24 protein-coding genes, 1 tRNA gene and 1 pseudogene are annotated in these 23,724 nt (G+C 72.3%); 13 read left to right on the top strand and 13 right to left on the bottom strand.

Translation table 11 applies throughout. The annotated features are described in order from the left end of the window. The first annotated feature begins 63 nt into the window (after positions 1-63). Together AB0C78_RS17820 and AB0C78_RS17825 are read left to right on the top strand one after the other, a co-directional pair. Positions 64-636 carry an RNA polymerase sigma factor gene (locus AB0C78_RS17820; RefSeq protein WP_360748705.1) on the top strand — a complete coding sequence of 191 codons (573 nt, stop codon included), beginning with the start codon at positions 64-66 and terminating at the stop codon, positions 634-636. 2 nt (positions 637-638) lie between these two features. Next, on the top strand, positions 639-1,655 hold the full coding sequence (locus AB0C78_RS17825; protein ID WP_360748975.1) for a CU044_5270 family protein: 1,017 nt from the start codon (positions 639-641) through the stop codon (positions 1,653-1,655). 78 nt (positions 1,656-1,733) lie between these two features. Here the strand turns inward: AB0C78_RS17825 and AB0C78_RS17830 are convergent, their stop codons facing one another. Beyond that, entirely contained in the window at positions 1,734-3,269 is a 1,536-nt protein-coding gene (locus tag AB0C78_RS17830) for a 3-hydroxyacyl-CoA dehydrogenase (protein WP_360748708.1), read from the bottom strand. Between the two features lie 125 nt (positions 3,270-3,394). On the opposite strand from AB0C78_RS17830, the gene AB0C78_RS17835 reads away from it, so the two are divergent. Beyond that, positions 3,395-4,603, top strand: a complete 1,209-nt coding sequence (locus tag AB0C78_RS17835) for an acetyl-CoA C-acetyltransferase (protein WP_360748711.1) — start codon at positions 3,395-3,397, stop codon at positions 4,601-4,603. Between the two features lie 123 nt (positions 4,604-4,726). On the opposite strand, the gene AB0C78_RS17840 is transcribed toward AB0C78_RS17835, so the two are convergent. Further along, positions 4,727-5,017, bottom strand: a complete 291-nt coding sequence (locus tag AB0C78_RS17840) for a hypothetical protein (protein WP_360748714.1) — start codon at positions 5,015-5,017, stop codon at positions 4,727-4,729. Positions 5,018-5,186: 169 nt separating this feature from the next. Between AB0C78_RS17840 and AB0C78_RS17845 the strand changes: the two genes are divergently transcribed. After that, positions 5,187-5,447, top strand: a complete 261-nt coding sequence (locus AB0C78_RS17845; RefSeq protein WP_360748717.1) for a winged helix-turn-helix domain-containing protein — start codon at positions 5,187-5,189, stop codon at positions 5,445-5,447. Positions 5,448-5,479: 32 nt separating this feature from the next. Beyond that, the gene (locus AB0C78_RS17850; RefSeq protein WP_360748720.1) at positions 5,480-6,139 is read left to right on the top strand and encodes a class I SAM-dependent methyltransferase; all 660 of its coding nucleotides are present in this window, start codon (positions 5,480-5,482) and stop codon (positions 6,137-6,139) included. 20 nt (positions 6,140-6,159) lie between these two features. Here the strand turns inward: AB0C78_RS17850 and AB0C78_RS17855 are convergent, their stop codons facing one another. Beyond that, positions 6,160-6,813 (bottom strand): 1,4-alpha-glucan branching protein, encoded by a 654-nt coding sequence (locus tag AB0C78_RS17855; protein WP_360748723.1) that lies wholly within the window; start codon positions 6,811-6,813, stop codon positions 6,160-6,162. A 54-nt stretch (positions 6,814-6,867) separates the two neighbouring features. Further along, the gene (locus tag AB0C78_RS17860) at positions 6,868-7,419 is read right to left on the bottom strand and encodes a helix-turn-helix domain-containing protein (RefSeq protein WP_360748726.1); all 552 of its coding nucleotides are present in this window, start codon (positions 7,417-7,419) and stop codon (positions 6,868-6,870) included. 98 nt (positions 7,420-7,517) lie between these two features. Here AB0C78_RS17860 and AB0C78_RS17865 point away from each other — a divergent pair, with 98 nt between their 5' ends. Beyond that, positions 7,518-8,120 (top strand): DUF2867 domain-containing protein, encoded by a 603-nt coding sequence (locus tag AB0C78_RS17865; RefSeq protein ID WP_360748729.1) that lies wholly within the window; start codon positions 7,518-7,520, stop codon positions 8,118-8,120. On the opposite strand, the gene AB0C78_RS17870 is transcribed toward AB0C78_RS17865, so the two are convergent. The 3 genes from AB0C78_RS17870 to AB0C78_RS17880 all read right to left on the bottom strand — a co-directional run bounded on the left by AB0C78_RS17870 (position 8,121) and on the right by AB0C78_RS17880 (position 11,857). Continuing rightward, entirely contained in the window at positions 8,121-9,062 is a 942-nt protein-coding gene (locus AB0C78_RS17870; protein WP_360748732.1) for a TIGR01777 family oxidoreductase, read from the bottom strand. It abuts the gene before it with no gap. A gap of 82 nt (positions 9,063-9,144) precedes the next feature. After that, positions 9,145-9,789 (bottom strand): response regulator transcription factor, encoded by a 645-nt coding sequence (locus AB0C78_RS17875; RefSeq protein ID WP_360748735.1) that lies wholly within the window; start codon positions 9,787-9,789, stop codon positions 9,145-9,147. A gap of 13 nt (positions 9,790-9,802) precedes the next feature. Next, on the bottom strand, positions 9,803-11,857 hold the full coding sequence (locus AB0C78_RS17880; protein ID WP_360748738.1) for a sensor histidine kinase: 2,055 nt from the start codon (positions 11,855-11,857) through the stop codon (positions 9,803-9,805). A gap of 186 nt (positions 11,858-12,043) precedes the next feature. On the opposite strand from AB0C78_RS17880, the gene AB0C78_RS17885 reads away from it, so the two are divergent. Further along, positions 12,044-12,760 carry a DUF4386 family protein gene (locus AB0C78_RS17885; RefSeq protein ID WP_360748741.1) on the top strand — a complete coding sequence of 239 codons (717 nt, stop codon included), beginning with the start codon at positions 12,044-12,046 and terminating at the stop codon, positions 12,758-12,760. A 107-nt stretch (positions 12,761-12,867) separates the two neighbouring features. Here AB0C78_RS17885 and AB0C78_RS17890 read toward each other — a convergent pair whose 3' ends face one another. Further along, complete coding sequence (locus AB0C78_RS17890; RefSeq protein ID WP_360748744.1) at positions 12,868-13,458, bottom strand: TIGR03086 family metal-binding protein; 591 nt, start codon at positions 13,456-13,458, stop codon at positions 12,868-12,870. Between the two features lie 314 nt (positions 13,459-13,772). Between AB0C78_RS17890 and AB0C78_RS17895 the strand changes: the two genes are divergently transcribed. After that, entirely contained in the window at positions 13,773-15,920 is a 2,148-nt protein-coding gene (locus AB0C78_RS17895) for a (Fe-S)-binding protein (RefSeq protein WP_360748748.1), read from the top strand. A 130-nt stretch (positions 15,921-16,050) separates the two neighbouring features. Next, positions 16,051-16,809, top strand: a complete 759-nt coding sequence (locus AB0C78_RS17900) for a ZIP family metal transporter (protein WP_360748751.1) — start codon at positions 16,051-16,053, stop codon at positions 16,807-16,809. Positions 16,810-16,951: 142 nt separating this feature from the next. Here AB0C78_RS17900 and AB0C78_RS17905 read toward each other — a convergent pair whose 3' ends face one another. From AB0C78_RS17905 to dcd, 4 genes and pseudogenes are all read right to left on the bottom strand, one after another. Next, positions 16,952-17,833, bottom strand: a complete 882-nt coding sequence (locus tag AB0C78_RS17905; RefSeq protein ID WP_360748754.1) for a glycine betaine ABC transporter substrate-binding protein — start codon at positions 17,831-17,833, stop codon at positions 16,952-16,954. A gap of 155 nt (positions 17,834-17,988) precedes the next feature. Next, positions 17,989-18,636, bottom strand: a pseudogene (locus AB0C78_RS17910) (ABC transporter permease subunit); the annotation flags it as partial. A gap of 175 nt (positions 18,637-18,811) precedes the next feature. Then, entirely contained in the window at positions 18,812-20,080 is a 1,269-nt protein-coding gene (locus AB0C78_RS17915; protein ID WP_360748757.1) for a glycine betaine/L-proline ABC transporter ATP-binding protein, read from the bottom strand. Between the two features lie 185 nt (positions 20,081-20,265). Continuing rightward, a complete protein-coding gene (dcd, locus tag AB0C78_RS17920) occupies positions 20,266-20,841 on the bottom strand; it encodes a dCTP deaminase (RefSeq protein ID WP_360748760.1) in 576 nt (191 codons plus the stop codon). Positions 20,842-20,932: 91 nt separating this feature from the next. On the opposite strand from dcd, the gene AB0C78_RS17925 reads away from it, so the two are divergent. Both AB0C78_RS17925 and AB0C78_RS17930 read left to right on the top strand, forming a co-directional pair. Continuing rightward, positions 20,933-21,003, top strand: a tRNA-Gly gene (locus AB0C78_RS17925). Between the two features lie 118 nt (positions 21,004-21,121). Beyond that, positions 21,122-21,463, top strand: a complete 342-nt coding sequence (locus tag AB0C78_RS17930; protein WP_360748763.1) for a hypothetical protein — start codon at positions 21,122-21,124, stop codon at positions 21,461-21,463. A gap of 48 nt (positions 21,464-21,511) precedes the next feature. Here the strand turns inward: AB0C78_RS17930 and AB0C78_RS17935 are convergent, their stop codons facing one another. Next, a complete protein-coding gene (locus AB0C78_RS17935; RefSeq protein WP_360748766.1) occupies positions 21,512-22,360 on the bottom strand; it encodes a pentapeptide repeat-containing protein in 849 nt (282 codons plus the stop codon). Between the two features lie 103 nt (positions 22,361-22,463). On the opposite strand from AB0C78_RS17935, the gene AB0C78_RS17940 reads away from it, so the two are divergent. After that, positions 22,464-22,940, top strand: coding sequence for a hypothetical protein (locus AB0C78_RS17940; RefSeq protein ID WP_360748769.1), 477 nt, complete (start codon positions 22,464-22,466; stop codon positions 22,938-22,940). Positions 22,941-23,014: 74 nt separating this feature from the next. Then, positions 23,015-23,692 (top strand): hypothetical protein, encoded by a 678-nt coding sequence (locus tag AB0C78_RS17945; protein WP_360748772.1) that lies wholly within the window; start codon positions 23,015-23,017, stop codon positions 23,690-23,692. The last annotated feature ends 32 nt before the right edge of the window (positions 23,693-23,724 follow it).

Below are 23,724 nucleotides of genomic sequence, written 5' to 3' on the forward strand. Positions count from 1 at the left end.
AGTAGAAGTGACGACCATCCCCCGGAGGTGCCCGATGCCGGACCCCAAGGAAGGGGCGGCCGAGTGACCGCCCCACCCGAGACGGCCCCGACGGACGCGGAACTGCTCGCCGCGTCCGTCCGCGACGGCGACCGCTTCACCGCCGTCTACGACCGGCACTACGCCGGCGTCCACCGCTACGTCGCCGGACGCCTCGGCCCGCAGGCGGCCGACGACGTCGTCGCCGAGACGTTCCTCACCGCGTTCCGCCGCCGCGCCGCCTTCGACCCGTCCCGCGGAGACGTCCGGCCCTGGCTGTTCGGCATCGCGACCAACCTGATCGCCCAGCACCGGCGGACCGAGACCCGCCGCTACCGGGTCCTCGCTAAGGTCGGCGCCGACCGCGATCCCGGCGGCCACGACGACCGCGTCGCGGCCTCGGTGTCCGCCGAACGGCTCCAGCCGTCGCTGGCGCGCGCGCTCGCCGCGCTGTCCCGCAAGGACCGCGACGTCGTGCTCCTCAAGGCGCTCGCCCAGCTCACCCACGAGGAGATCGCCGACGTCCTCGGCATCCCGTACGGCACCGTCGGCTCCCGCCTCAGCCGCGCCCGCCGCAAGCTCCGCGCCGCCCTGCCCGCCCCCACGGAAGGCCTGTGACCATGGACGAACTCCAGATGATCGCCACGATGCTCGACGAGCCGCCCGCGCCGGACGCCGAGGCCGCCGTCCGCCGCCGGCTCACCGAAGGGATGCGCGAGCCGGAGCGCGCGGCGCGCCGGGCCTGGCGCCGCCCCGCCCTCTGGAGCGGCCTCGGCCTCGCCGCCACGGCCGCCGCCGTCACGGGCGCGCTGACCCTGACGTCCGGCACCGCGCCCCGCGCGCCCGACCCCGGCCAGCGCGCCGTCCAGCCGATGTCGGCGAAGACCGTCCTGCTCACCGCCGCCGAGCACGCCGAGGCGGCACCGTCCACCGGCAAGTACTGGCACGTCCGGACGCTGACGAGCATCCCCTTCCACGGCGGCCCGCGCAACGGCGGCTACTGGGGGAGCAGGCTGACGGTCGGCGAGACCTGGACCCTCCGCGACGGCCGGTCCTGGACCGGCTACCGCGAAGCCGGCGTGAAGATCGCCCCGAAGGACGAGGCCGCCTGGAAGCGCGACGGCTCGCCCAACAAGGCGGCCTCCGGGCACGGGCTCTTCAAGGACAAGGGGCCCGGTACCTTCCTGGTCTGCGACAAGGAGATGTCCTTCAAGCAGGTGCAGGCGCTGCCCGCCGATCCCGCCGGGCTGCTGAGCGCCCTCAAGCGGGCGATGCTGCACAACGACGACGGCCCCGTGCCCCCGAACGCGCAGCGGACGTTCGTCGCGGGCTGCCTGGCGGGGCTGCTCGCCGACGTCCCCGTGGCGCCGAAGGTGCGCGCCGCCGCCTACCGGGCGCTGGCGGCCACGCCGGGCGTCACCGTCACCGGCCGGACCACCGACGAGCGGGGCCGCACCGGGATCGGCCTGGTCGTGCCGGAGGGCCGGGGCGGCACCAGCACGATGATCATCGACCCGGACAGCTCGCTCGTCCTCTCCACCAGGGTCGGGCACGGCTCCGGAGGCAAGAACGTCTCCCGGATCATCCTCGAGGCCGGCTGGACCGACGCGGGCCCGAAGGTCCCCGCCCTCCCCTGACCGCGCACGGGGTTCGCGGGCGCGCCGCCCCCGCCCGTCGCGGGCGGGGGCGGGGCGGGGGCGGCGGCCCGCTGCGGCTCAGGCCAGGAGGTCGGAAGGGCTGGTCCCCGTCTCCGTGAGGGCGAGGGAGCCGCCCGCCCGCGCGGTCAGCCACAGGCTGGGCCGGTAGCGCGGGTCGCCGGTGCCGGTGTGCAGGGTCTCCAGGACGTCGAGGACGCGGTCCGCGCCCACGTGCTCGCCCCACTCCAGCGGCCCGCGCGGGTAGCCGAGGCCGAGCCGGACGGCGGTGTCGATGTCCTCCGGACGGGCCAGCCGCTGCTCCGCGATGCCGCAGGCCACGTTCACGATCGAGGCGAGCAGCCGCGGCGCGACCGCCGCGGGCGCGTCCCGGACGACGGTCACCGACCGTCCCGTCGCGAGCAGCGCGGCGAGCGCGGCGCGCCCGGCCTCCGGGTCCACGGCGGGCTGGACGACGAGGGTGAGCCGGCTGAAGAACCCGAAGAACGCGTCGATGCCGAGCGTCCGCTCCGGGTGCGGGCCGCCTCCCACGCCGCGGGACGCGTCGACGAGGACGACGGCGCCCGGCGACGGCTCGCCGCCCGTCTCGACGTCCACGCCGGCCTCGGCCAGCAGGGCGCCGAGCGTGTCCCGCAGGTCCTCGGCGAGCCAGACCGGCCGGGCGCCGACGTCCGGGGCGGTGGCCTCCGGCGGTTCCTGCTTCACGCCGTCCACGTACGTGTAGAAGCCCTCGCCCGACTTGCGGCCGAGGAGCCCCGCCTCCATGCGGGCGCGGCCGATGCGGGACGGCCGGTACCGCGGCTCGGTGTAGAAGCCCGTCCAGATCGACTCCATCACGGGGTGCGAGACGTCCATGCCGGTGAGGTCGAGCAGCTCGCACGGGCCCATCTTCAGGCCGAGGACGTCGCGGGCGATGCGGTCGATGTCGGCCGGTTCCGCGATGCCCTCGGACAGGATCTGCAGCGCCTCCGTCACCAGGCCGCGCCCGGCGTGGTTGACGAGGAAGCCCGGCGCGTCCGGGGCGAGCACCGGTTCGTGGCCGAGCCGCCGGACGAGATCGGCCAGCGCGCCCGGGATCCAGCCGGCGGTCCGCGCGCCCGGGATCACCTCGACGAGCCGCATCAGCGGGACCGGGTTGAAGAAGTGCAGCCCGGCGAGCCGCGACGGGTCCCGGAGCGCCGCGCTGATCGCCGTCACCGGCAGCGAGCTGGTGTTCGTCGCGAACAGGACCCGCTCGTCGGCGGCCTTCTCCAGCGCCGCGAACAGCTCCCGCTTGGTGTCCAGGTCCTCCCGGACGGCCTCGATGACCAAGTCGCAGCCCTGCAACGGGGTGAGCGGCTCGCCGACGGGCTTCAGCCGCGCCTTCGCCGCCGCCGCGTCGTCCGCCGCCATCCGGCCCTTGGCGACGAGCTTGTCGAACATCGCGCCGACGTGCTCGACGGCGCTCTTCACGGCCTCGAACCGGATGTCCGCCAGCTCCACGGTCAGCCCGCCGGCCGCCGCGAGCTGCGCGATCCCGCGCCCCATCGCGCCCGTCCCGATGACCCGGACCGTCGCCGCCCGCCCTGCCCATTCGTCCGCGGCCCACTGCTCCATCGCGCCTCCTCGCTCGCCTTCCTGGCATTCAACCCCCCGCCGTGCCCGGGCCCGGACGCGGGTCGCGTACTTCGAGGTCATAACCTGCGGAGTGCCCGCCGTTCCCGGATTGAGGAGAACCTGCCATGCGCGACGCGGTGATCTGCGAGCCGCTGCGGACCCCGATCGGCCGCTTCGGCGGGGTGTTCAAGACCGTCCAGCCGGTCGACCTCGCGTCCACCGTGATCCGCGCGCTGGTCGAGCGGTCCGGCGTGCCCGGCGACGCGGTCGACGAGGTGTTCCTCGGCCAGTGCTACCCGAGCGCCGACGCCCCCGCCATCGGACGCGTCGCCGCCCTCGACGCGGGCCTGCCGATCGAGGTCGGCGGCCTCCAGGTCGACCGGCGCTGCGGCTCGGGCCTCCAGGCCGTGCTGAACGCCGCGATGCAGATCCAGACCGGCGTCAGCGACCTGATCATCGCGGGCGGCGCCGAGTCCATGAGCAACGCGCCGTTCTACACGACGTCCGCGCGCTGGGGCCTGCGCGGGCCGTCCCTCGAACTGCACGACACCCTCGCCCGCGGCCGCGCCACCGCCGGCGGCGTCAACTACCCGGTGCCCGGCGGCATGCTGGAGACCGCCGAGAACCTGCGCCGCGAGTACGGCATCGGCCGCGAGGAGCAGGACGAGCTGTCCGTCCGCTCGCACCAGCGCGCCGTCGAGGCGCAGAGGTCCGGCCGGTTCGCCGACGAGATCGTCCCCGTCACCGTCACGTCCCGCAAGGGCGACACCATCGTGGACACCGACGAGCACCCGCGCCCCGACACGTCCATGGAGACCCTCGGCAGGCTGCGTCCCGTCCTCGCCAAGAGCGACGACCAGGCCACCGTCACCGCGGGCAACTCCAGCGGCCAGAACGACGCCGCCGCCGCGTGCATCGTCACCACCCCGGAACGCGCCGCCGAACTCGGCCTGCGGCCCCTCGTCCGGCTGGTTTCCTGGGCGCGGGCGGGCGTCCCGCCGCGCACGATGGGCATCGGACCCGTCCCGTCCACCGCCAAGGCCCTCGCCGCCGCCGGCCTCACCCTCGCCGACATCGACCTCATCGAGCTGAACGAGGCGTTCGCCGCGCAGGTCCTCGCCGTCACCCGCGAGTGGAACGTCAAGGACGCCGACTGGGACCGCATCAACGTCAACGGCTCCGGCATCTCCCTCGGCCACCCCGTCGGCGCGACCGGCACCCGCATCCTCGCCACCCTCGCCCGCGAGATGCACCGCCGCGAGGCCCGCTACGGCCTCGAGACGATGTGCATCGGCGGCGGCCAAGGCCTCACCGCCATCTTCGAACGCGTCTGACCGGCTCTCAGAACATCGCCCGATGCCGCCCCCGGTAACGCGGGCGCCGCTGCTCCATCGCGAGCGCCGTGACCAGCGCCGTCAGCACCACCACGGCGCACATGGCGGACGCCCACACCGCGATCACAGCGCCACCCCCGGCGTGCCGTCGAGCAGCTCGCGGATCACCATCACCGCGTCCACCACCCGCTCCGCCTCCGCGACCGGATGCCGCCACGACGTGAAGAACCACGCCCGCCCGCCGTCGTCCTCCCGCGCCCGGACGCTGATCACGTCGGACGGATGCGCCCCACAGCACCCCTCCACCGCCGGATTGACCACGCGCAACCCGTCCTCGCTCATGAACGCGTGCAGCCTGTACACCCGCAGAACCACGCCCAGCGCCTCAAGCCGCGCTCTACTCTCAGGGGTCATGGGATGGACCTCCACTCAGGTCGGTTCCTAGGCCCCGGCGCAGTGGTGACGCACCGCGCCGGGGCCGCTTCTTTTAGTGACGCTACACCTAGTGACACTCAGTGTCCCCTAGTGATTCTGAATGCCCCGATATGTCCAAGCGTGCCTCCAGGTCACCTAGTGTGACCATGTGAGTATCGATCTCGACGGCATGGAGCCTCTGTACCTGCAGGTGGCAGGCGTTCTCACGGCACGCATCGTGGACGGCGTCTACCCCGTGGGCCGCCGCATTCCTGCGGTGCGGGCCGTCGCGGACGAGTTCAAGGTGTCCGTCAACACAGCGGAGGCGGCGATCAGGCTGCTCCGCGAACAGGGCCTCGTCCGGGGCGTTCACGGGAGGGGGACGTTCGTGATCGCCAAGCCGTTGGACGTCGGGGAGAAGGACGGCTGACCGTCCGCGTGGCGGCGATCTAGTTTGGTGGTGTGGGCAATGACGCTGATGCCGCTGTGCGCGAGCAGATCGCCTATTACCGGGCGCGGGCGGGCGAGTACGACCGGGTCTATGACGAGCGCGACGACCTGAGGGCCCTGACGGCGCTGGTCGACGACCTTCCGATCACGGGTGACGTGCTGGAACTGGCCTGCGGGACCGGGCAGTGGACGGGGCGCCTCGCCGAGCGGGCGCGCTCGGTGACCGCCGTCGACGCCTCGCCGGAGGCCCTGCAGATCGCGCGTGAACGCGTGCCGTCCACGGCGGTGGAGTTCGTGTGCGCCGACCTGTTCGCGTGGCGGCCGTCCCGCCGGTACGACACTGTCTTCTTCGCGTTCTGGCTGTCCCACGTCCCGCCGGACCGGCTGCCCGGTTTCTGGCGGACGGTCGCGGACGCCCTCGCGCCCGGCGGCAGCGCGGTGTTCATCGACAACGGGCCGGGGGAGGCGGCGGCCGAGGACGTCCTCGCCGGGCAGGCCGTGCCCTCGGTGCGGCGCCGGCTGGAGGACGGCAGCGAGTACCGGGTCGTCAAGGTGTTCCACGACCCGGAGCGGCTCGTCCGTGACCTCGCGGCGTGGGGCTGGACGGCGGCCGTCCGTCCGGTCGGCACCGGCTTCCTCACGGGAACCGCCGCCCAGCGCCCCGAGCGTTGACTATCGACGCGCCGTGACGCTCAACGCGCCGTGTCGTGCACGACGGCGAGCAGGCCTCGTGCGCGGGTGCCGTCCGGGGCGGTCCAGGCGCCGGCGATGTGGCCGAGGGCTTCCGCAGGCGCGGCGTCCGAGCTGGGACGCAGGACGCGGTGCAAGCGGAGGGACGCGCCGTGCGGCATGCTCAGCACGGTGCCGTCCTGGTCGTCGGTGGCCGTGATGACGAAGTTCGCGCCGGTGAGGGCTTCGCCGCGGTAGGAGCGGGTCACCTCGCGGTCGGGGGTGCCGCTGGTGTTCTGGTCCTGGGCCTGGACGCGGCCTTCGAGCAGGGCCGTCAGCTGGGCGACCATGACCGGGTCGTGGCAGCCGTCGTAGGCCCAGCGCCGTCCGAGCACGCCGTGTTCCATGGTGCCGACGAGGGCGTGGTCCGCGCCGTCGAGCGGTGCGCCGCGGTAGGTGAGCGGCGCCAGGTAGGTGGTCGGCCGCGGGCCGGACAAGTCGGTGGCCACGATGAACTCGATCCCGACCTCGCCGTCGGGGTCGTCCAGCCGGAAGCCGCCCGCCTTGGCGAGCTCCGGTCCGCCCGTCCCGCCGGAGTACCAGGGGCGGGTCGGGAGCCATGTGGCCAGCAGTTCCAGCTTGGTCGGCTTGAGCGTGGTCTGGTGGATGACGGCCATGCCGGGATTCTCCCATCGAGCGCCCCGACGTCGTCGACCTGCGGTGCCGGCCGGCTATCCGAGGACGAGGTCGGCGGCGCGGGCGAGGACTTCGGCGCGGGTGCGGCCCTCGTGGCCGGCGGCGAGGAAGTGGTGCCCGATCGCGACGCAGAAGGCGATCAGGCTGCGGGCCTCGACCTCGTCGGGGTCGTCGCAGTACGTGCCGATCGTCTCGCGGAGCAGGGCCATGCGCCGGTCGTCGACCCGGCGCAGGCGTTCGGCGACGGCCTCGTCGCGGCGGGCCCAGTCGCGGACGGCGAGGTCGAGCGGGAGCAGCCGGTCGCCGGAGAAGGTGAGCATGCCCGCGCGGACGGCCCGGGTCCGCGCGTCGCCGCCCTCGCCGTCGACGCGGGCGATGACGTCGTCGGTGCTCTCGCGCTCCCAGGCGTCCAGCATCGCCTCCAGGAGGGCGCCGCGGTCGGCGAAGTAGCCGTAGAAGCCGCCCTTGGTGACGCCGAGCCGCTTGGCCAGCGCCTCGATCCGGACGGCGTCGGGCCCGCCCTCGGCCAGCATCCGCAGGCCCTCCTCGACCCAGCGGCCGCGCGGTGTGCGGGTCGCGCCCGCCATGTGCCCCACCTCACTCCCGGCACCATCTATACGCACCCGTATAAACGGGGTTAACCTGGTGTTGTACGCAACCGTATACCTGAGCGGAGGCGGTCGCCTTGCGGCTCCCCGACAGCGCGCACACCGAGCGGCCATGGCGCATCCACGAGTTCGTCCAGGACTTCGAGCTGGAGGACGTGTGGTCCTTCCGCACCCCCGGCGCCGGCCCCGATGACTTCCCCGTGATGCTGGACGCGATCCGGACGTCCGGCGGCTTCGCGCGGCAGGCCCCGCCGGTCCGGTTCCTTTTCGCCGTCCGGTGGACGCTCGGCGCGCTGCTCGGCTGGGACCGGCCCGCGACCGGCCTCGGCTCCCGGGTCCGGCCGCTGCGCGACCGCCTGCCGAGCGACCTCCGCGACACCGTCGACGCCTCCGAGCGGAACGGCTCCCCGTTCACGCCCGTCTACCGGCTCGAGAACGAGGACGTCCGCGAGCTGGCGAACGGCACCGTCCACGGCGTCATGCACCTGGGCTGGGCGCCCGCGCCGGACGGCGGCCACGAGCTGCGGATGGCGGTCCTGGTCCGGCCGAACGGCAGGCTCGGACGCCTTTATATGGCGCTCATCGCGCCGTTCCGGTACCTGATCGTCTACCCGATGCTGACCCGGCAGTGGGAGCGGGCCTGGCGGGAGCGCGGCGTCCGCACCGCCGCCGGGTCCTGATCAGCGGGCGCGCACCTGCCGGACGAGGTCGGCCGCGGCCTCGGGCCACCGCGGACGCTCGAACGCGAACCCGGCGTCGAGCAGCCGCCCGGGGACGACGCGGCGGCTCTTGAGCAGCAGTTCGGTGTCCGACCGGAGGGCGAGCGCGCCGATCTCCGCCATCCACTTCGTGGCCGGCAGGCCCACCGGCATGCCCCAGGCGTTGCGGAGCGCGCGCATGAACGCGCGCTGCGGCAGCGGACCGGGCGCGGCGAGGTTCACGGGCCCGTCGAGGTCGTCCCGGTCGATCAGGAACCGGACCGCGCGGACGAAGTCGTCCTCGTGGATCCACGACACGTACTGCGCGCCGCCCGCGACCGGCCCGCCGAGGCCGAGCCGCGCCATCCGCAGCAGGACGTCGAAGACGCCGCCCCGGTCGGGGCTCATCACCATCGCCGCGCGCAGCGCGACCTTCCGGGTCGACGGCGTGGCGGCCCGCCGCTGCGCCCACTCCCACTCCTTGGCGATCCTGACGCTGTACGACCAGTAGCGCGGGACGCCGGGCTCGCCGCCGCCGATGACGCCGGACGCCTCGTCGTTGGGCGCGTCGAAGCGGTGGGCGTAGACGGTCGCCGTGCTCATCTGGAGCCAGACCTTGGGCGGGCGCGCCGCGGCGGCGATCGCCTCGCCCACGACCCGCGCCGACTCGACCCGCGAGTCCATCATCTCCCGCAGGTTGGCGGGGGTGTAGCGGCAGCTGACGCTGCGCCCGGCGAGGTTGATCACGGCGGCGGCGCCGTCGACCGCCGCCGCCCACGGGCCGAGCGTCCGGCCGTCCCAGGCCACCTCGCGCTCGCGCGCCGGCCGCCTCGTCAGGATCACGACCTCGTGGCCCGCGGCGGTGAGCGCGCGGTCCAGGATCGTGCCCACCTGCCCGGTGCCGCCGGGGATCACCAGCTTCATCGCGCCCACCTCCGCGTGTCCCCACGAGCCTAACGCAGATTTTTGAACGCGTTTAAAAACGAGACCGCCGTCACGCCGCGCGTCAGCGGTCGCCCAGCCCGGCGCGGCGCGCCTGGACGATCGCGGCCGCCCGGTCCGGCGCGTGCAGCTTCGCGAGGATCGTGGAGACATGGTTGGCGACCGTCTTCGGGCTGACCGCCAGATGGCGGGCGATGCGCCCGTTCGGCCAGCCGTTCGCGAGGAGCGCCAGCACCTCCCGCTCCCGGTCGGTCAGGACCGGGAACGGGACGTCCGCCGGACGCGGGTCGGAGAACGTCCGCAGCACCCGCGACGCGACCTGCGACCCGAACACCGCGTCGCCCCGGGCCGCGGCCCCCACCGTGCGGACGACGTCCTCCTGCTCGGCGCCCTTCAGCAGGTAGCCGCGCGCCCCGGCGCGCAGCGCGGCGAACACGAACTCGTCCTCCCCGTACATGGTGAGCATGACGACGGCCACCCCCGGCTGCGCCGCGGTGATGCGGCGGGTGGCCTCGACGCCGCCGATCCCGGGCATCTCCACGTCCATCAGGACGACGTCGGGCACCAGCTCGGCGGCGAGCGCCACGGCCTCCTCCCCGGACGCGGCCTCGCCGACGACGTCGATGCCGTCCACCGAGTCCAGGAGCACGGCGAAGCCGTCCAGGACGATCCGGTGGTCGTCGACGATCAGCACGCGGACACCGCTCACAGCGCACCTCCGGTCACGGGGCACCTCCCGGGAGGGCGGCGGCGAGGGCGAGGGGCAGCTCGGCGAACACGCGCCCGCCGCCGTCCGCGGGCCCGGCCGTCCAGGTGCCGCCGAGCGCCGCCGCCCGCTCGCGCATCGAGGTGAGGCCGACGCCCGGCGTCCAGGCGGCACCGGACGTCCCGTCGTCGCGGATCTCCAGTGTGAGCCGCTCCGCGCAGCCGATCGTCACGGTGCAGGCGGACGCGGCGGCATGCCGGACGACGTTGGTGACGGCCTCGGTGACGATCCGGTACGCGGCGATCTCCACGGCGGCGGGCAGCCGGGGCAGCGCGTCCGGCGCGGTGAGCGTCACGGGCACGGCGGCGTGGCCGAGGTGCTCGCGCAGCGCCCCGAGCAGGCCCAGCTCGTCCAGCGCGGGCGGGCGCAGCGCGTAGACGAGGCGGCGCAGGTCGCCGAGCGCCGCCGACAGGTCCGCGCGGACCCGGCCGAGCAGGTCGGTGGCGCGGCCGGTGTCGCGGGCGGCGAGGTTGCGCGCGGCGTCGACCTTGGTCGCGGCGGCGGTGAGGACGGGCCCGAGCCCGTCGTGCAGGTCGTGGCGGAGCCGCCGGCGCTCCTCCTCGGCCGCCTGCACGATCCGTTCGCGCGACCGCACCAGCGCCTCGGTCAGCAGGACGTTGCTCGCCGCGACGGCGACCTGCCGGGCGATGTCGCGCATCAGCCGGGTCTCGCGCGCGTCCAGGGCGCGCTGCCCGGCGCGGAGGGTGACGGCGAGCGCGCCGATGTCGCGCCCCTGGTGGGCGAGCGGGAAGCGGACCACGGCCGCGTCCGGGCGCGCGGCGCCGTGCGCGATGCGGCGGGTCGCGCCGTCGTCGCCGCGCATCTCGACGGCGGCGGACGGCAGCCGCAGCGCGCCCGCGACCGCTTCGAGCAGGCCGGGAAGCAGGTGCTCGATGCTGCCGGCGGCCTCCAGGCGGGACGCGATCCGCCCGATCACCGTGTACGGCTCGTCGCGCTCGCCGTACAGGAACCGGTTGACGAGCCGCTGGACGCGCAGCCGGACCGGGGCGAGGCTGAACGCGGCGCCGACCGCGACGACCACCGTCCAGGGCCCGCCCGCCGCCTGGCCGAGCAGCGCGAGCACCCCGACCCCGGCGGCGTAGAGGGCCGCGACGAACGCGGTGAGCAGGACGTACACGAGGGTCCGGTTGAGGACGGCGTCGATGCCGTACACCTGGTTGCGCAGCACGACCGCGATCACCACGACCAGCATCACGACCGTCCCGGCGGAGCTGATCAGCTCCCCGGCGGGCAGCGCGACGACCAGCGGCGTCACCAGGATCGCGCCGACGTTGACCACGGCGAGCCAGCGCAGCACCTGCCGTTCCTCGCCGCCCGCCCGCAGCCACCGGACGACGACCACCGCGGAGCCGAGCAGCATCCCCGACGCGAACAGCGGGACCGGCTGCCAGGCGGGCAGCCCGGCGTCCAGGGGATTGGACAGGCCGGCGAACGCCTCCGGCAACTGCCCGGCCGGGAACGGGCTGACCAGCCCGTACAGCCATCCCGCGCCGCACAGCCCGATGCTCAGCCGCGCCGCCCATCCGGTCCCGCCGCGGGGGAGCCGTCCCGAGGGGAACGCCGCCCATGTCGCCGCCAGGACCAGCGTCTCCAGCGGTTCGCCCATGGTGCCGGCCAGCAGCGCGAGCGACGCGAAGGGCAGGTCGTGCCCGCCGTCGAGCGCGACGACGGCCCAGCCCTCGCCGGCGGCCGCGAGCGCGTGGCCGGTCCCGGCGGCGAGCGCGAGCCAGCCGAACACGACGCCGGGACGGCGGGACGCCAGCAGCCATCCGGCCGCCGTGAACGCCGACGCCAGGACCAGCTCCGTCCAGACGTGCGCGCCGTCCGCGAAACCGGCGCCGGGGCGCGCGGAGGCGTCCCGTCCGGCGACGGCCAGAACGGTTCCGGCGGTGATCAGGGCGGCGGCCGCCGCGGCGACCGCGTGGGCCGCCGCGCGTCCGGCGGCGCCCGCCGTCGGAGGGCGGCGGCCTGCGAGTCGTGGGCGAGGCACGCCCCGATTGTGACCCGGAGCGCTTCCCGGCGCCCCCGGGAGAACGTCCCGATCCGGCCGGGAAACCGCGCTCGGGACGGCGGGATCCGGGCGCCCGCACCATGCCGGTGACCACGAGGCCCGGGACACCGGCCGGCCCGCCCGCGGGGGCGGCGGGCCGGCCGCCGGGAGAGCGAGGAGCCGATCATGTCCACCACCGTCACCGAGGCGGGCGGCCGCACGTCCGCCGCCCGCCGCGACCACCGCCGGTACTGGCGGCTGCTGCTGGCCGCCGCCGCGCCCGTCGCCGGCCTGACGCTCGCCGTCACCAGCGCCCTCACCCCCTACGGGCTCGGCGATGACGACGACTCCGCCGCCGTCGCCGCGATCGCCGCGCACCGCGGCGCCGTCGAGGCGAACATGTGGCTCGGCGTGCTGTTCGTGACGACGCTGGTCCCGGGCGCCATCGCGGTGCTCTGGGTCTGCCGCCGCCGCAACCCCACCCTCACCGCGGTCGCCGGGACCGTGGTGCTGCTCGGCTTCCTGTCGAGCGCGGGCAACACCAACACCGACCTGCTGGTGCTCGCCGGGCTGGACAAGGGCGTCGCCCCGGGGACGCTCGCCACGCTCAGCGGCGCGATGAACGGGATGACGGTCGTCTCCGTCGCCCTGCTGCCGATGCTGATCGCGATCACGCTCGGCCGGATCCTGCTCGGCGTGCTGCTGTGGCGGGCCCGGGTCGCGCCGCGCTGGATGGCCGCCGCGCTCGTCGCCGCCCCGTTCGTCGAGTTCGTCAACGTGACGGGCGGGAACGCGCAGCCGGCGATCGGCTGGGCGCTCACCGGCGTCGGCTTCGCGTCCGCGACGGTCGCGCTGCTGCGGATGCGCGACGACGAGTTCGACCTGCCGCCGCTGCCCGCGTGAGAGGGACGCCCTGACCCGCGCCGCGCCCGCCCCACCGGACGGGCGCGGCGCGCGTGGCACGCGTCACCGGTCAGGGCGTCCAGGACGGGGCGTGGCGCGGGTCAGGGTCAGGGCGTCCAGGACGGGTCGCGGCCGGTGAGGGCGATCAGCCGGTCGAGGGGGGACGCGCCGTCCGGGACGGCGACGGGCGGTCCGAACAGCCCCGGCGTGCCCTTGCCGCCGCTCTGCTCGACGGCCTGCCCGACGAACACGAGGCACTCCTGCACCTCCTCGTCGCCGCAGACGTACGGCTGCCCGCTGGCGGTCGCGATGTCCCAGCCGTGCACGACCAGCTCGTTCAGCGCGACGCGTCCCATGACCTCGCCGGGCATCTGCACGCCGCCGGCCTCCGTCATCCCCTCCCACGCGGACGGGTCGCGCCAGGCGGCGGCGAGCGCGCCGAGCCGCTCGGGGACGCGGGCGCGCCAGTCGGGCGCCAGGTTCGCGCCGTCCGGGGCCGGCGGCGTCGACCCGCCCTCCGGGACGTCCTTGGCCGCGGCCTGCGCGAACGCCAGCGACAGGCCGTCGACGTGGTCGATCAGCGTCGCGAGCGAGGTGGCCTCGCAGGGCGTCGGCGCGCCGAGCCGGTCGTCGCGGACGGCGCCGAGCAGCTCCGCCAGCCGGTGGGCCGCGGGCGCGAGGTCGGGGTTGCGAGTCATCGCCGGTCTCTCCTTCGTCGGTCCGGCCCGCCGCGCCGGCGTACCGCTGGGCGGGAACGCGCTGGACGGGCCTCGTCCTCTGGTTTTGACTCGGGAACCGGCCGATACTCATCGGTGCGCCGGATCCGTAAGGTATGGGGACGACGGAACGGCAGTTCGCGGCCCACCGGCGCGCGGACCGGTCGAGAGGCGTGCTGACCTGCGCGTGTGACCACGTAAGCTACTACCGAGTAGTATTCGGGCCCCGGATGAGATGCGGTCTGTCGCGAGCCCTACGCTGACTGCCATCGCCCGTACCCCAGGAGGACGGAACAGTGTTCTGGATCACGTTGGTCATTGGGCTCGCCGGAACGGCGGTCGCCTTGGCGCTCGCCGGCCGGCGGGTGCTGTTCCTGTACAACACGGCCATGGCCGGGCAGCCCGACCCCGAGCGCGTGCTGCAGGTCAAGCGTGACAAGAAGGCCGACATCGAGGGCCAGGTCACCGAGGTCCTGGGGCAGCGCAAGCTGCTGAAGTGGACGCTGGCCGGTTCCGCGCACGCCGCGGTGATGTGGGCGTTCTTCCTGCTGGCCACCGTGTACCTGGAGGCGGCGGTCGCGCTGCTGGCGGGCCTGGACAAGAAGATCCCGTGGCTGCAGACGTGGGGCCCGATCGGGTTCGTCCAGGACACCATCGCGCTGGCCTGCACCGCGGGCCTGATCGTCTTCACCTCGATCCGGATCAAGAACTCGCCCAAGCGGCTGGAGCGCAAGTCCCGGTTCAAGGGCTCGCACCTGTCCGGCGCGTGGATCACGCTGTTCATGATCTTCAACGTGATCTGGACGATGTTCTTCTACCGGGGCGTCGAGTGGGCCAACGGCAACCTCGACTACGGCAAGGGCGCCTACTTCTCCTACCTGGTCGGGCACCTGTTCGACGGCCTGAGCCACCACACGCTGGACATCCTGGAGTCCATCGGCCTGCTCCTGCACATCGGCGTCGCGCTGGTGTTCCTGGTGTTCGTGGTGCACTCCAAGCACCTGCACATCTTCCTCGCCCCGCTGAACGTCATGTTCAAGCGCCGCCCCGACGGGCTCGGCGCCGCGCAGCCGATGATGTCCGGCGGCAAGCCCCTCGACTTCGAGGAGGCCGACCCCGACGAGGACGTCTTCGGCCGCGGCAAGATCGAGGACTTCACCTGGAAGGGCTTCCTCGACATGGCGACCTGCACCGAGTGCGGTCGCTGCCAGTCCCAGTGCCCCGCCTGGAACACCGGCAAGCCGCTGTCGCCGAAGATGGTGATCCTGGAGCTGCGCGACCACGCGCTGGCCAAGGCCCCCTACTTCACCGCCTCCGAGGAGGCGCAGGCCAAGTTCACCGACGAGCAGAAGCTCGCCATGCAGGTCGACAAGGAGCTCGTCGGCGAGGACGGCGTCATCCACCCCGACGTGCTGTGGTCCTGCACCAACTGCGGCGCGTGCGTCGAGCAGTGCCCGGTCGACATCGAGCACATCGACCACATCCTGGACATGCGCCGCTTCCAGGTCATGATCGAGTCCTCGTTCCCCTCCGAGGCCGGCGTCATGCTGAAGAACCTGGAGAACAAGGGCAACCCATGGGGCATGTCGGAGATGAAGCGCCTCGAATGGATCGAGGAGCTGGACTTCGAGGTCGAGGTCGTCGACGACAAGGTCTCCGAGGACACCGAGTACCTGTTCTGGGTCGGCTGCGCCGGCGCCCTGGAGGACCGGGCCAAGAAGACCACCAAGGCCGTCGCCGAGCTGCTGCACATCGCGGGCGTCAAGTTCGCGGTGCTCGGCCCGATGGAGGCCTGCACCGGTGACCCGGCCCGCCGCCTGGGCATGGAGTTCGTCTTCCAGATGCTCGGCCAGCAGAACGTCGAGACCCTCAACGACGCCGGCGTGAAGAAGATCGTGGCGACCTGCCCGCACTGCTTCAACACCCTGGCCAACGAGTACCCGCAGATCGGCGGGAACTACGAGGTCGTCCACCACACCCAGCTGCTGGCGCACCTGGTCGAGGAGGGCAAGCTCACCCCGGTCACCCCGATCGAGGAGAAGATCACCTACCACGACCCGTGCTTCCTGGGCCGCCACAACAAGGTCTACAAGCAGCCCCGCGACATCATGGCCACCGTCCCGGGCGTCAGGACCCAGGAGATGCACCGCCACAAGGACCGCGGGTTCTGCTGCGGCGCCGGCGGCGCCCGGATGTGGATGGAAGAGCGGATCGGCAAGCGCATCAACACCGAGCGCGTGGACGAGGCGCTGACCACCGACCCCGACACCGTCTCCACCGCGTGCCCGTTCTGCCTGGTCATGCTCGGCGACGCCATCAACGAGAAGAAGAACTCCGGCGACGCCAAGGAGAGCCTGGAGGTCGTCGACGTCTCCCAGCTCCTCATCCGCTCCATCAAGGGCGAAGGCACCGCCCAGGAGAAGGAGCCCGTCGCCGCCGAATAGCGCGGTCGTGACCGAGGCCCCGGAACCCGCTCCGGCGGGGGCCGGGGCCTCCGCCATGGTCAAGCCTTCCGTAGCCGATCATGGACGCGGCGGGAGGCGTGATCCCCGGGACGGCTGGTAAGACCAGGGGATGGCCGTGCTCGTGTCCGCCCTGGCATTCCTGATGACGCTCGCCGGCGGGCTCGCGGCGATGCGGGTGCGCGACAAGCGGCACCTCGTCCTCGGTCTCGCGGGCGGCCTGATGCTCGGCGTCGTCGCGTTCGACCTGATCCCCGAGTCGCTGGAGCTGTCCCGGGACCGGCCGCTCGGTGTCCCCGCCCCGATGATCGGCTTCGCCGCCGGGTTCCTGCTGCTGCACGTCGTCGAGCAGGCCGTCGCGATCCACCGCGCCCACGAGGGCGAGTACGCCCCGCACGTCCACGCGCACGGCCACGGCCACCCCGACGGCGGCGCGGGCGGCGCCGGGCTGCTCGCCGCGTTCGCGCTCGTCGGGCACAGCCTCGTGGACGGCCTCAGCATCGGCCTCGGGTTCCAGTCCGGCACGCAGACCGGCGCGTTCGTCGCGCTCGCCGTCATCACCCACGACTTCGCGGACGGCTTCAACACCTTCACCGCGGCCTCGCTCGGCGGCCGGGACCGGCGTCCCGCGCTGGCGCTGCTGGTCGCCGACGCCTTCGCGCCCGTCGCCGGGGCCGCGCTCACCCTGCTCGGGACGGTCCCGGAGGGCGTCCTCGGCCCCTACCTCGGGCTGTTCGCCGGCGTCCTGCTGTACCTGTCCGCCGCCGAGATCCTGCCGGAGGCGCACAGCGGCCACCCGCGCGTGATGACGCTGTGCGCGACCGGCCTCGGCCTCGCCGTGGTCGTCTTCAGCGTCGGCCTCGCGGGCTGACCGGGGAGGAGGCGGCCCGGAACGTCCTGAAACGGTCCAGGACGGGCCGGAAAAGGCAGAGGGCCGTCCGGTGGTTCCGGACGGCCCCCCTGACGCCTTCAGGAACGCTGGAACGTTCCCTCGGGGACGGGACGACGCATCGTCAGCCCGTCATGGACTGCTCGAAGCCCCGGTTCGCCTTCAGCCACGCGTCCACCGCCTGGTCCGGCTTGCCCTTGTACTGGTTCGCGATGAGGTCCTCCAGCGAGCCCAGCTGCTTGTCGTCCATCTTGAACTTCTTCAGCCAGGCCGCGACCTGCGGCTCGTCCTTGGAGAAGTCCTTGCGCGCGACGGTGTTCACGCCGTCCGGCTTGCCCATCGCGCCCTTCGGGTCCTGCAGGTCCCGGATCGGGAACTTCGAGTACGCCCAGTGCGGGCGCCACAGCGTGACGACGATGTCCTTGTGGGCGCTGATCGCCTTCTGCAGCTCGGCCAGCATCGCCGCCGTCGACGACGTCGTGACCGTGTACTCCTTGTCCAGGCCGTAGGCGGGCAGCATCTTCGTCTGCGACACCCGGTACAGCCCGGAGCTCTTCTCGATCCCGATGATCTTGCCGCCGTACTGCGAGCCCTTGCCCTTCAGGTCGGCCAGCGAGTGCAGCGGCGAGTAGTTCGGGACCGCGATCGTCAGCGGCGCCGACGGGTACCAGATCCCGATCTTCTCCAGCTTGTCGCCGTACTGCTTCCAGTAGTCCTCGTGGGTGTTCGGCAGCCACGAGTCGACGTACAGGTCCACGTCGCCCTGCGCCATGCCCGCGTACAGCGGGCCGGTGTCGAGCTCCTTGACCGTGACCTTGTAGCCCTTGTCGGTCAGCATCTTCTTCCAGAGGGCGGTGGCGGCCTCGCCCTCCGCCCAGCCGGACACGACGCCGAGCGTCAGATCCTTGCTGTTCTTCTTGTTGTCCGAACTGTTGCAGGCACTCGCCGTCGCGCCGAGCGCCAGCGCCATCGCCGCCGCGGCCAGAACCTTGAACTTAGGACGCAATGCCCTTCCTTTCGTCGCCTTGCAGGGGGGGTGGAAAGTCCGTGCGCCGGTCAGCGCAGCGCGGTCGCCGTGGACGTGACCGGCTCCGGGGCGTCCGCGGCGTCGCCCGCCCGGCCCCGCGCGAACAGCGAGCGCAGCATGCTCGGGCCCTGCCCGAGCGCGCCGGTGAGACGGTCCAGGTAGATCGCCAGGACGACGACGCCGAGGCCGCCCTCGAAGCCCTTGGCGATGTCCAGCCGCTGGATGCCCTCCAGCACCACGCCGCCGAGGCCGTCGGAGCCGACCATGCCCGCGATCACCACCATCGACAGCGACAGCATGATCAGCTGGTTGACGCCCGCCATGATCGACGGCATCGCGAGGGGGATCTGGATCCGGGTCAGCACCCGCAGCGGCGGCGTGCCGAACGCCTCGCCCGCCTCGACCATCTCCGGGTCCACGCCGCGGATGCCGAGCTCGGTCAGCCGCACGCCCGGCGGCAGCGAGAACACGACCGTCGCCACCACACCCGGCACGACGCCGATGTGGAAGAAGAACACCGACGGGATCAGGTACACGAACGCCGGCATCGTCTGCATGAAGTCCAGCACCGGGCGGACGATCCGGCTCACGACGGCGCTGCGCCCCGCCGCGATGCCGATCGGTATCGAGATCACCACCCCGATCACCCCGGCCACCAGCACCTGCGCCAGCGTGTCCATCGCCGGATCCCACAGCTCCATGCTGTCGACCAGCCCGAAGCCGAGCAGCGTGAACACGCTCAGCTTCCAGCCGCTCAGCAGCAGCGCGATCACCGCCAGCACCACCGCCAGCCCGATCGGCGGCAGCAGGTTCAGCAGGTCGGTCAGGTCGTCGACCGCCCAGGTGATCGCCGACCCGATCCCGTCGAACAGCCAGCCGAGGTTCGTGGTGCACCAGTCGACCAGGTCGGAGAACCAGTCGCCGACGTGCACCCGGGGCAGCTCGCTCGCGAGCACGTCAGTCGTCAACGGAACCCTCCTTCGTCAGCGCGAGCGCCGGCTCCGCCTCGTCCCCGCCGCCCGAGTCGACGACCTCGTCCACGTGCGTGCTGATCGCGCCGAGCGCCGCCAGCAGCGTCACCCGCGGGATCACCCCGAGCAGCGTCCCGGCCTCGTCCGCCACCGGCACCGGCAGGTCGCTCTCCGCGCACCGCTGGAACAGGTCGGCGACCGGCGTGTCCGGCGGCACCGGCTCCAGGTCCTCCGGGTCGATCAGGCCGTCCAGCTTCTGCACGTTCTCCTGGACGGCGTCCGCGACCGCCGCGGCCTTCACCTTGCCGATCAGTCTCCGGTCCCGGCCGACGACGAACGCGGCGTCGGTCTGGTGCTCGCGCATCGTCCGCAGCGCCGTCCGCGGCCCCGTCGACGACAGCACCGTCACCAGCGGCTTCTCCATCACCGACGACGCCGTCAGCACCCGCGTCCGGTCGACGTCCGCGACGAACTGCGCGACGTAGTCGTTCGCCGGGTCCGTCAGGATCTCCTCGGCCGTGCCGATCTGCACGATCCGGCCCTCCCGCATCACCGCGATCCGGTCGCCGATGCGCATGGCCTCGTTCAGGTCGTGCGTGATGAACACGATCGTCTTGCCGAACCGTCCCTGCAGATCCAGCAGCAGGTCCTGCACCTCGCGCCGGATCAGCGGGTCCAGCGCGCTGAACGCCTCGTCCATCAGGATGATGTCGGTGCCCGCCGCCAGCGCGCGCGCCAGCCCGACCCGCTGCTGCATGCCGCCGGACAGCTGACCGGGAAGCCTGTCCTCCCAGCCCGCCAGCCCGACGAGCCCCAGGAACTCCCGGGCCTTCCTCTCTCGTTCCTCCTTGGCGACGCCGCGGACCTCGAGCCCGTACGCCGCGTTCGCCAGGACGGACCGATGGGGGAAGAGCGCGAAGTGCTGGAAGACCATGCTGATCTTGTCCTGCCGGAGCGTTCGCAGCGCCTTCGGCGACAGCTTCGCGATATCCTGGCCATCGATCTCGACGGTCCCGGAGGTGGCCTCCAGAAGCCCGTTCAGCATCCGGATCAACGTGGACTTACCGGACCCCGACAGGCCCATCACCACGAAGATCTCGCCCTGCTCGACCTCGAACGTGGCGTCCACGACGGCGGGGGTGACGCCCAGTGAGCGGACGTCCTTCAGGTCCGCGCCCGCCTTGAGTTTTCGTTGCGCCTCGGCCGCCTTCCGGCCGAACAGCTTCGTGACGCTTTCCGCGCGGAGTATGGACACGATCTCCTTCCGTGTTCCCACACCCGGGGGCGGCGCGGAAACGGGTAGCCCTCATCCGTCCGGCACCCGTCGACCACCTCAATGCAAAGAGGCTGTCAACCAGGTGCCATGGCTGTGCGTCGCTCGAAACTACCCGTCCCGAGAAGATGTTTCATCTTTGCGTGATCTGAGTCACGTGCCCCGCGTCACACCTTGGTGCGGTGGAAGTTCAGGTACGACCGCGACGGCGTCGGCCCCCGCTGGTCCTGGTACCGCGACCCGTAGCGCTCCGATCCGTACGGGTACTCCGCCGGCGAGCTCGTCCTGAACAGGCACATCTGCCCGATCTTCATCCCCGGCCACAGCTTGATCGGCAGCGTCGCCACGTTCGACAGCTCCAGCGTCACGTGCCCGCTGAACCCCGGGTCGATCCACCCCGCCGTCGAGTGCGTCAGCAGCCCCAGCCGCCCCAGGCTGGACTTCCCCTCGAGCCTGGCCGCCAGGTCGTCCGGCAGCCCGAACACCTCGTACGTCGAGGCCAGCACGAACTCCCCGGGATGCAGCACGAACGCCTCCTCGGCGTCCACCTCCACCAGCCGCGTCAGATCCGGCTGCTCCACAGCCGGATCGATGTGCGGATACTTATGGTTCTCGAACACCCGGAAGTACCGGTCCAGCCGGACGTCCACGCTGGACGGCTGGACCATGCCCGGCTCGTACGGGTCGATCTTCACCCGCCCGGACTCGAGCTCGGACCTGATGTCGCGATCGGAGAGCAGCACCCCGAAAAGCTATCCCACCCGCACCCCCGCCACGCCGCACCCGACTTTCCGGTACGATGTCCAAGCGCGGGCGGCCCTCCACCCCCGCCACGCGGGTGTAGTTCAATGGTAGAACTTCAGCTTCCCAAGCTGACAGCGCGGGTTCGATTCCCGTCACCCGCTCACCGCAGAGGCCCAGGCCAGGGACACGATCCCGAACCTGGGCCTTGATCTTTTGGGCATGCGGCCGGTTCGGGCCGGTCCCGCCGTGCGCCGCGTCGCCCGTGCGACCATGGCGAACATGGGCGGAACCGTACGAGTCACGTTCCTGCGGCCGCCGGGCGGTTATCGGGATCGGATTCGCGCCTACCGTCTGATCATTGACGACACCTTCTGCGGCAAGATCAAACGGGGCGGACAGGTCAGCGTCGATGTTGAGCCAGGTGAGCACGTTGCGCGGGCCGTCATCGACTGGACGGGCAGCCCTCCGGTGGCCTTTACCGCGGTTCCTGGCGAACCCGTCTGGATACGGGTCGCGCCGGCAGGCAATTCTCTTCAAGTGTGGCAAGCCTGGACGACCACGCGATACCTCGAACTGACCCTCCTGCCACCCGTGGCCGACGAGCCCGGACCAGGAGGTTGACGCCGCTTCCCCCCAGCGAGCCGGCGTGCTGCTCGCTGCGTCCCCTGTCTACGAGTCGGCTTGCGTTCGTGATGGGGGTCCGGGCCGGGCCGGCTCGGCAGTTCGAGTGGGGTCGAGGCCGATGACGCCGGTCAGGTCGGCTCCGGTGAGGTCGGCGCCGGTCAATGTGGCGCCTGTCAGGTCGGCGTCGTTCAAGTTGGCGTTGGCGAGGGTCGCGTGCGAGAGATCGCATTTGGTGAGCGTGGCGCCTTCGAGGTTGGCATCGGCGAAACAGAACCTGCTGAGGTTCTTTTCGTGCAGATAGGCGCCCCGGAAATCGACCTTCTCCAGCTCGATGCTGCTTCCGGGAAGGACCATCGACCGGCGGGTGAGAGCCGCCATGGCCCCACCGACGTCGTCGCGCAGACCGCCGGTATAGCCCGCTCGTTCGGCATCGATCTCTTCCAGCGGACGTGACGGCGGCCACGGAGCCTGTTGCCGGACGAAACTGGCCAGGAGCGCCCCGATATGGCCCCGGTAGTGCGGGGCGGCACCGGCGATCTGCTCCATGGCGTACACGCCGCCCTGGCGCACGAGCACATCGTCGCTCGACAGCTGTTCCAGGGCCTTGGTGAACAGATCGATGAACTGGCCTTCTCTGCTGACTCTGATCTGCCGCAAGGTCGCCGCGGCGCCCACCCCGATTCCGCCCAGGGCGACCATGGCGGCCAACCCCTGAAGTACGGTCGCCCGCACATCACTCATCGCCTTCAACCGATCGGCGGCCGACAGCGCGGATAGTCCGCGTGCACCCAGGTCATGCCGGACGATCCAGCCAGGAGCGAACGCCACGCACCACCCGAGCGCAGCAGCGACCAGGATGGTGATCGCCACGGTCCACGCAACGATCCGCTTCATGCCGTGACAGTACGAGCAGCAGCGCCGTCGTGGCCATGAGGACGGCCGGGTCGGTGCAGGTTGGCGGAAACGCTTTCGGCCGTTGGATCGGTAGCGTTGGGGCGTGGCGGGGCATGAGTACAGCGCTGCGGACATCACCGTGGTGGAGTTCGACGAGGCGGTACGCAAGCGTCCAGGCATGTACTTCGGTGTGGGGCTGCGGGATCCGAGGCTGCCGGCCGCCAACTACTTCGAGTACTTGAACGGTGCTGGGTGGTGGCTCATGGCTGCGGTGATGGCCCTCTGCGAAAGAGTCGTGGTGGAGGAGTGGCAGGACGGTCACGCATTCCGTCAGGAACTCGTCTGCATCCGGCCGCGCTCCGTTCCGGAGCGGATCGAGGCGCCGCCAGGGAGCGGAATACGTGTCGTCTTCGCTCTCGACCCGGAGTACGTCGGGCACGGCATGGCCTTCCCCGCCGACCTCGGACACCTTGACCTGCACGGCTCGGACTGCGCCGAACCGGAAGGGCCCGGCCGGGTCGTCGTCCGGGATCTGCGTGTCACGAACTCCACGCAGGAGCAGGAGGTCGTCTACCGATAAGGCGTTCGTCCCCGCAACGAATCAGAGCGCGTTGAGCCTCTGGCGCCACCCGGGCGTCGCCGAAATGGACGAGGATGCCGATCACGATGCCGAAGCCCTCTTCATATCCGGTTCGGGTGACGTTGCGACCGGCGGCCGCGGAAGCCGGCACCTGGCACTACGAGATCGTCGATTCCTCTTCCAGCCGCCGGCATGGCGTGCTGAGAGACCCCGACGCGCGCGTGGCCCTCGAAAACATGGTGTCCGACCTGGTCTTCGAGGCCCTCACCGTCGACGCGGACGTGGTCTGGACGTCCGACGGGCACGGCGAGGTGGTGTTCCGGGAGGCGGACCCCGGCCGGACGCCTGGCCGCTCCCCGGCCTTCGCCCTGGTCGTCGTGCCCGGGCAGGGCGTGCTCCTTCCCGAGCCGCTCCCGCCGCTGCTCCTGGACGCCCCCAAGCCCATGGCCTTGTCGGCGCTTGCCGCCGCTGCCGAAACGCTCGGCATCGCCCCGCCCGAGGAGGCCCTTGGCATCGGCCTGGGGATCCAGATGGGCCGCGGCACCGGCCTGTTCGCGCTCTGCGCCGACTACCTCGACCCGGGCACCGACCGGGTCGCGGAGATCACGATCAAGCGTGGCCGGGCTTGGCGGGGATCCCACGAGTTCCGGGCCCACCAGGACGGCGTCGACCTGTTCGCCGACCTGCGCCGCGAGTCGGTGAAGCTGACCTCGCCGGCCTTTGCGTCCCAGGCCGAACGGTGGCGCTTCTGACCACCGGCTGCCCAGGCGAGGCGCTGCTCGAC

The organism is Actinomadura sp. NPDC048394 (assembly GCF_040651755.1).
GTDB classification, from domain to species: Bacteria; Actinomycetota; Actinomycetes; order Streptosporangiales; family Streptosporangiaceae; genus Spirillospora; species Spirillospora montaniterrae.

Coding starts and splice junctions, on each gene's coding strand:
- AB0C78_RS17825 (WP_360748975.1), top strand. CDS start 639: ATGGACGAACTCCAGATGATCGCCACGATGCTCGACGAGCCGCCCGCG.
- AB0C78_RS17830 (WP_360748708.1), bottom strand. CDS start 3,269: ATGGAGCAGTGGGCCGCGGACGAATGGGCAGGGCGGGCGGCGACGGTC.
- AB0C78_RS17835 (WP_360748711.1), top strand. CDS start 3,395: ATGCGCGACGCGGTGATCTGCGAGCCGCTGCGGACCCCGATCGGCCGC.
- AB0C78_RS17840 (WP_360748714.1), bottom strand. CDS start 5,017: ATGACCCCTGAGAGTAGAGCGCGGCTTGAGGCGCTGGGCGTGGTTCTG.
- AB0C78_RS17855 (WP_360748723.1), bottom strand. CDS start 6,813: ATGGCCGTCATCCACCAGACCACGCTCAAGCCGACCAAGCTGGAACTG.
- AB0C78_RS17860 (WP_360748726.1), bottom strand. CDS start 7,419: ATGGCGGGCGCGACCCGCACACCGCGCGGCCGCTGGGTCGAGGAGGGC.
- AB0C78_RS17870 (WP_360748732.1), bottom strand. CDS start 9,062: ATGAAGCTGGTGATCCCCGGCGGCACCGGGCAGGTGGGCACGATCCTG.
- AB0C78_RS17885 (WP_360748741.1), top strand. CDS start 12,044: ATGTCCACCACCGTCACCGAGGCGGGCGGCCGCACGTCCGCCGCCCGC.
- AB0C78_RS17890 (WP_360748744.1), bottom strand. CDS start 13,458: ATGACTCGCAACCCCGACCTCGCGCCCGCGGCCCACCGGCTGGCGGAG.
- AB0C78_RS17900 (WP_360748751.1), top strand. CDS start 16,051: ATGGCCGTGCTCGTGTCCGCCCTGGCATTCCTGATGACGCTCGCCGGC.
- AB0C78_RS17930 (WP_360748763.1), top strand. CDS start 21,122: ATGGGCGGAACCGTACGAGTCACGTTCCTGCGGCCGCCGGGCGGTTAT.
- AB0C78_RS17935 (WP_360748766.1), bottom strand. CDS start 22,360: ATGAAGCGGATCGTTGCGTGGACCGTGGCGATCACCATCCTGGTCGCT.
- AB0C78_RS17945 (WP_360748772.1), top strand. CDS start 23,015: ATGCCGATCACGATGCCGAAGCCCTCTTCATATCCGGTTCGGGTGACG.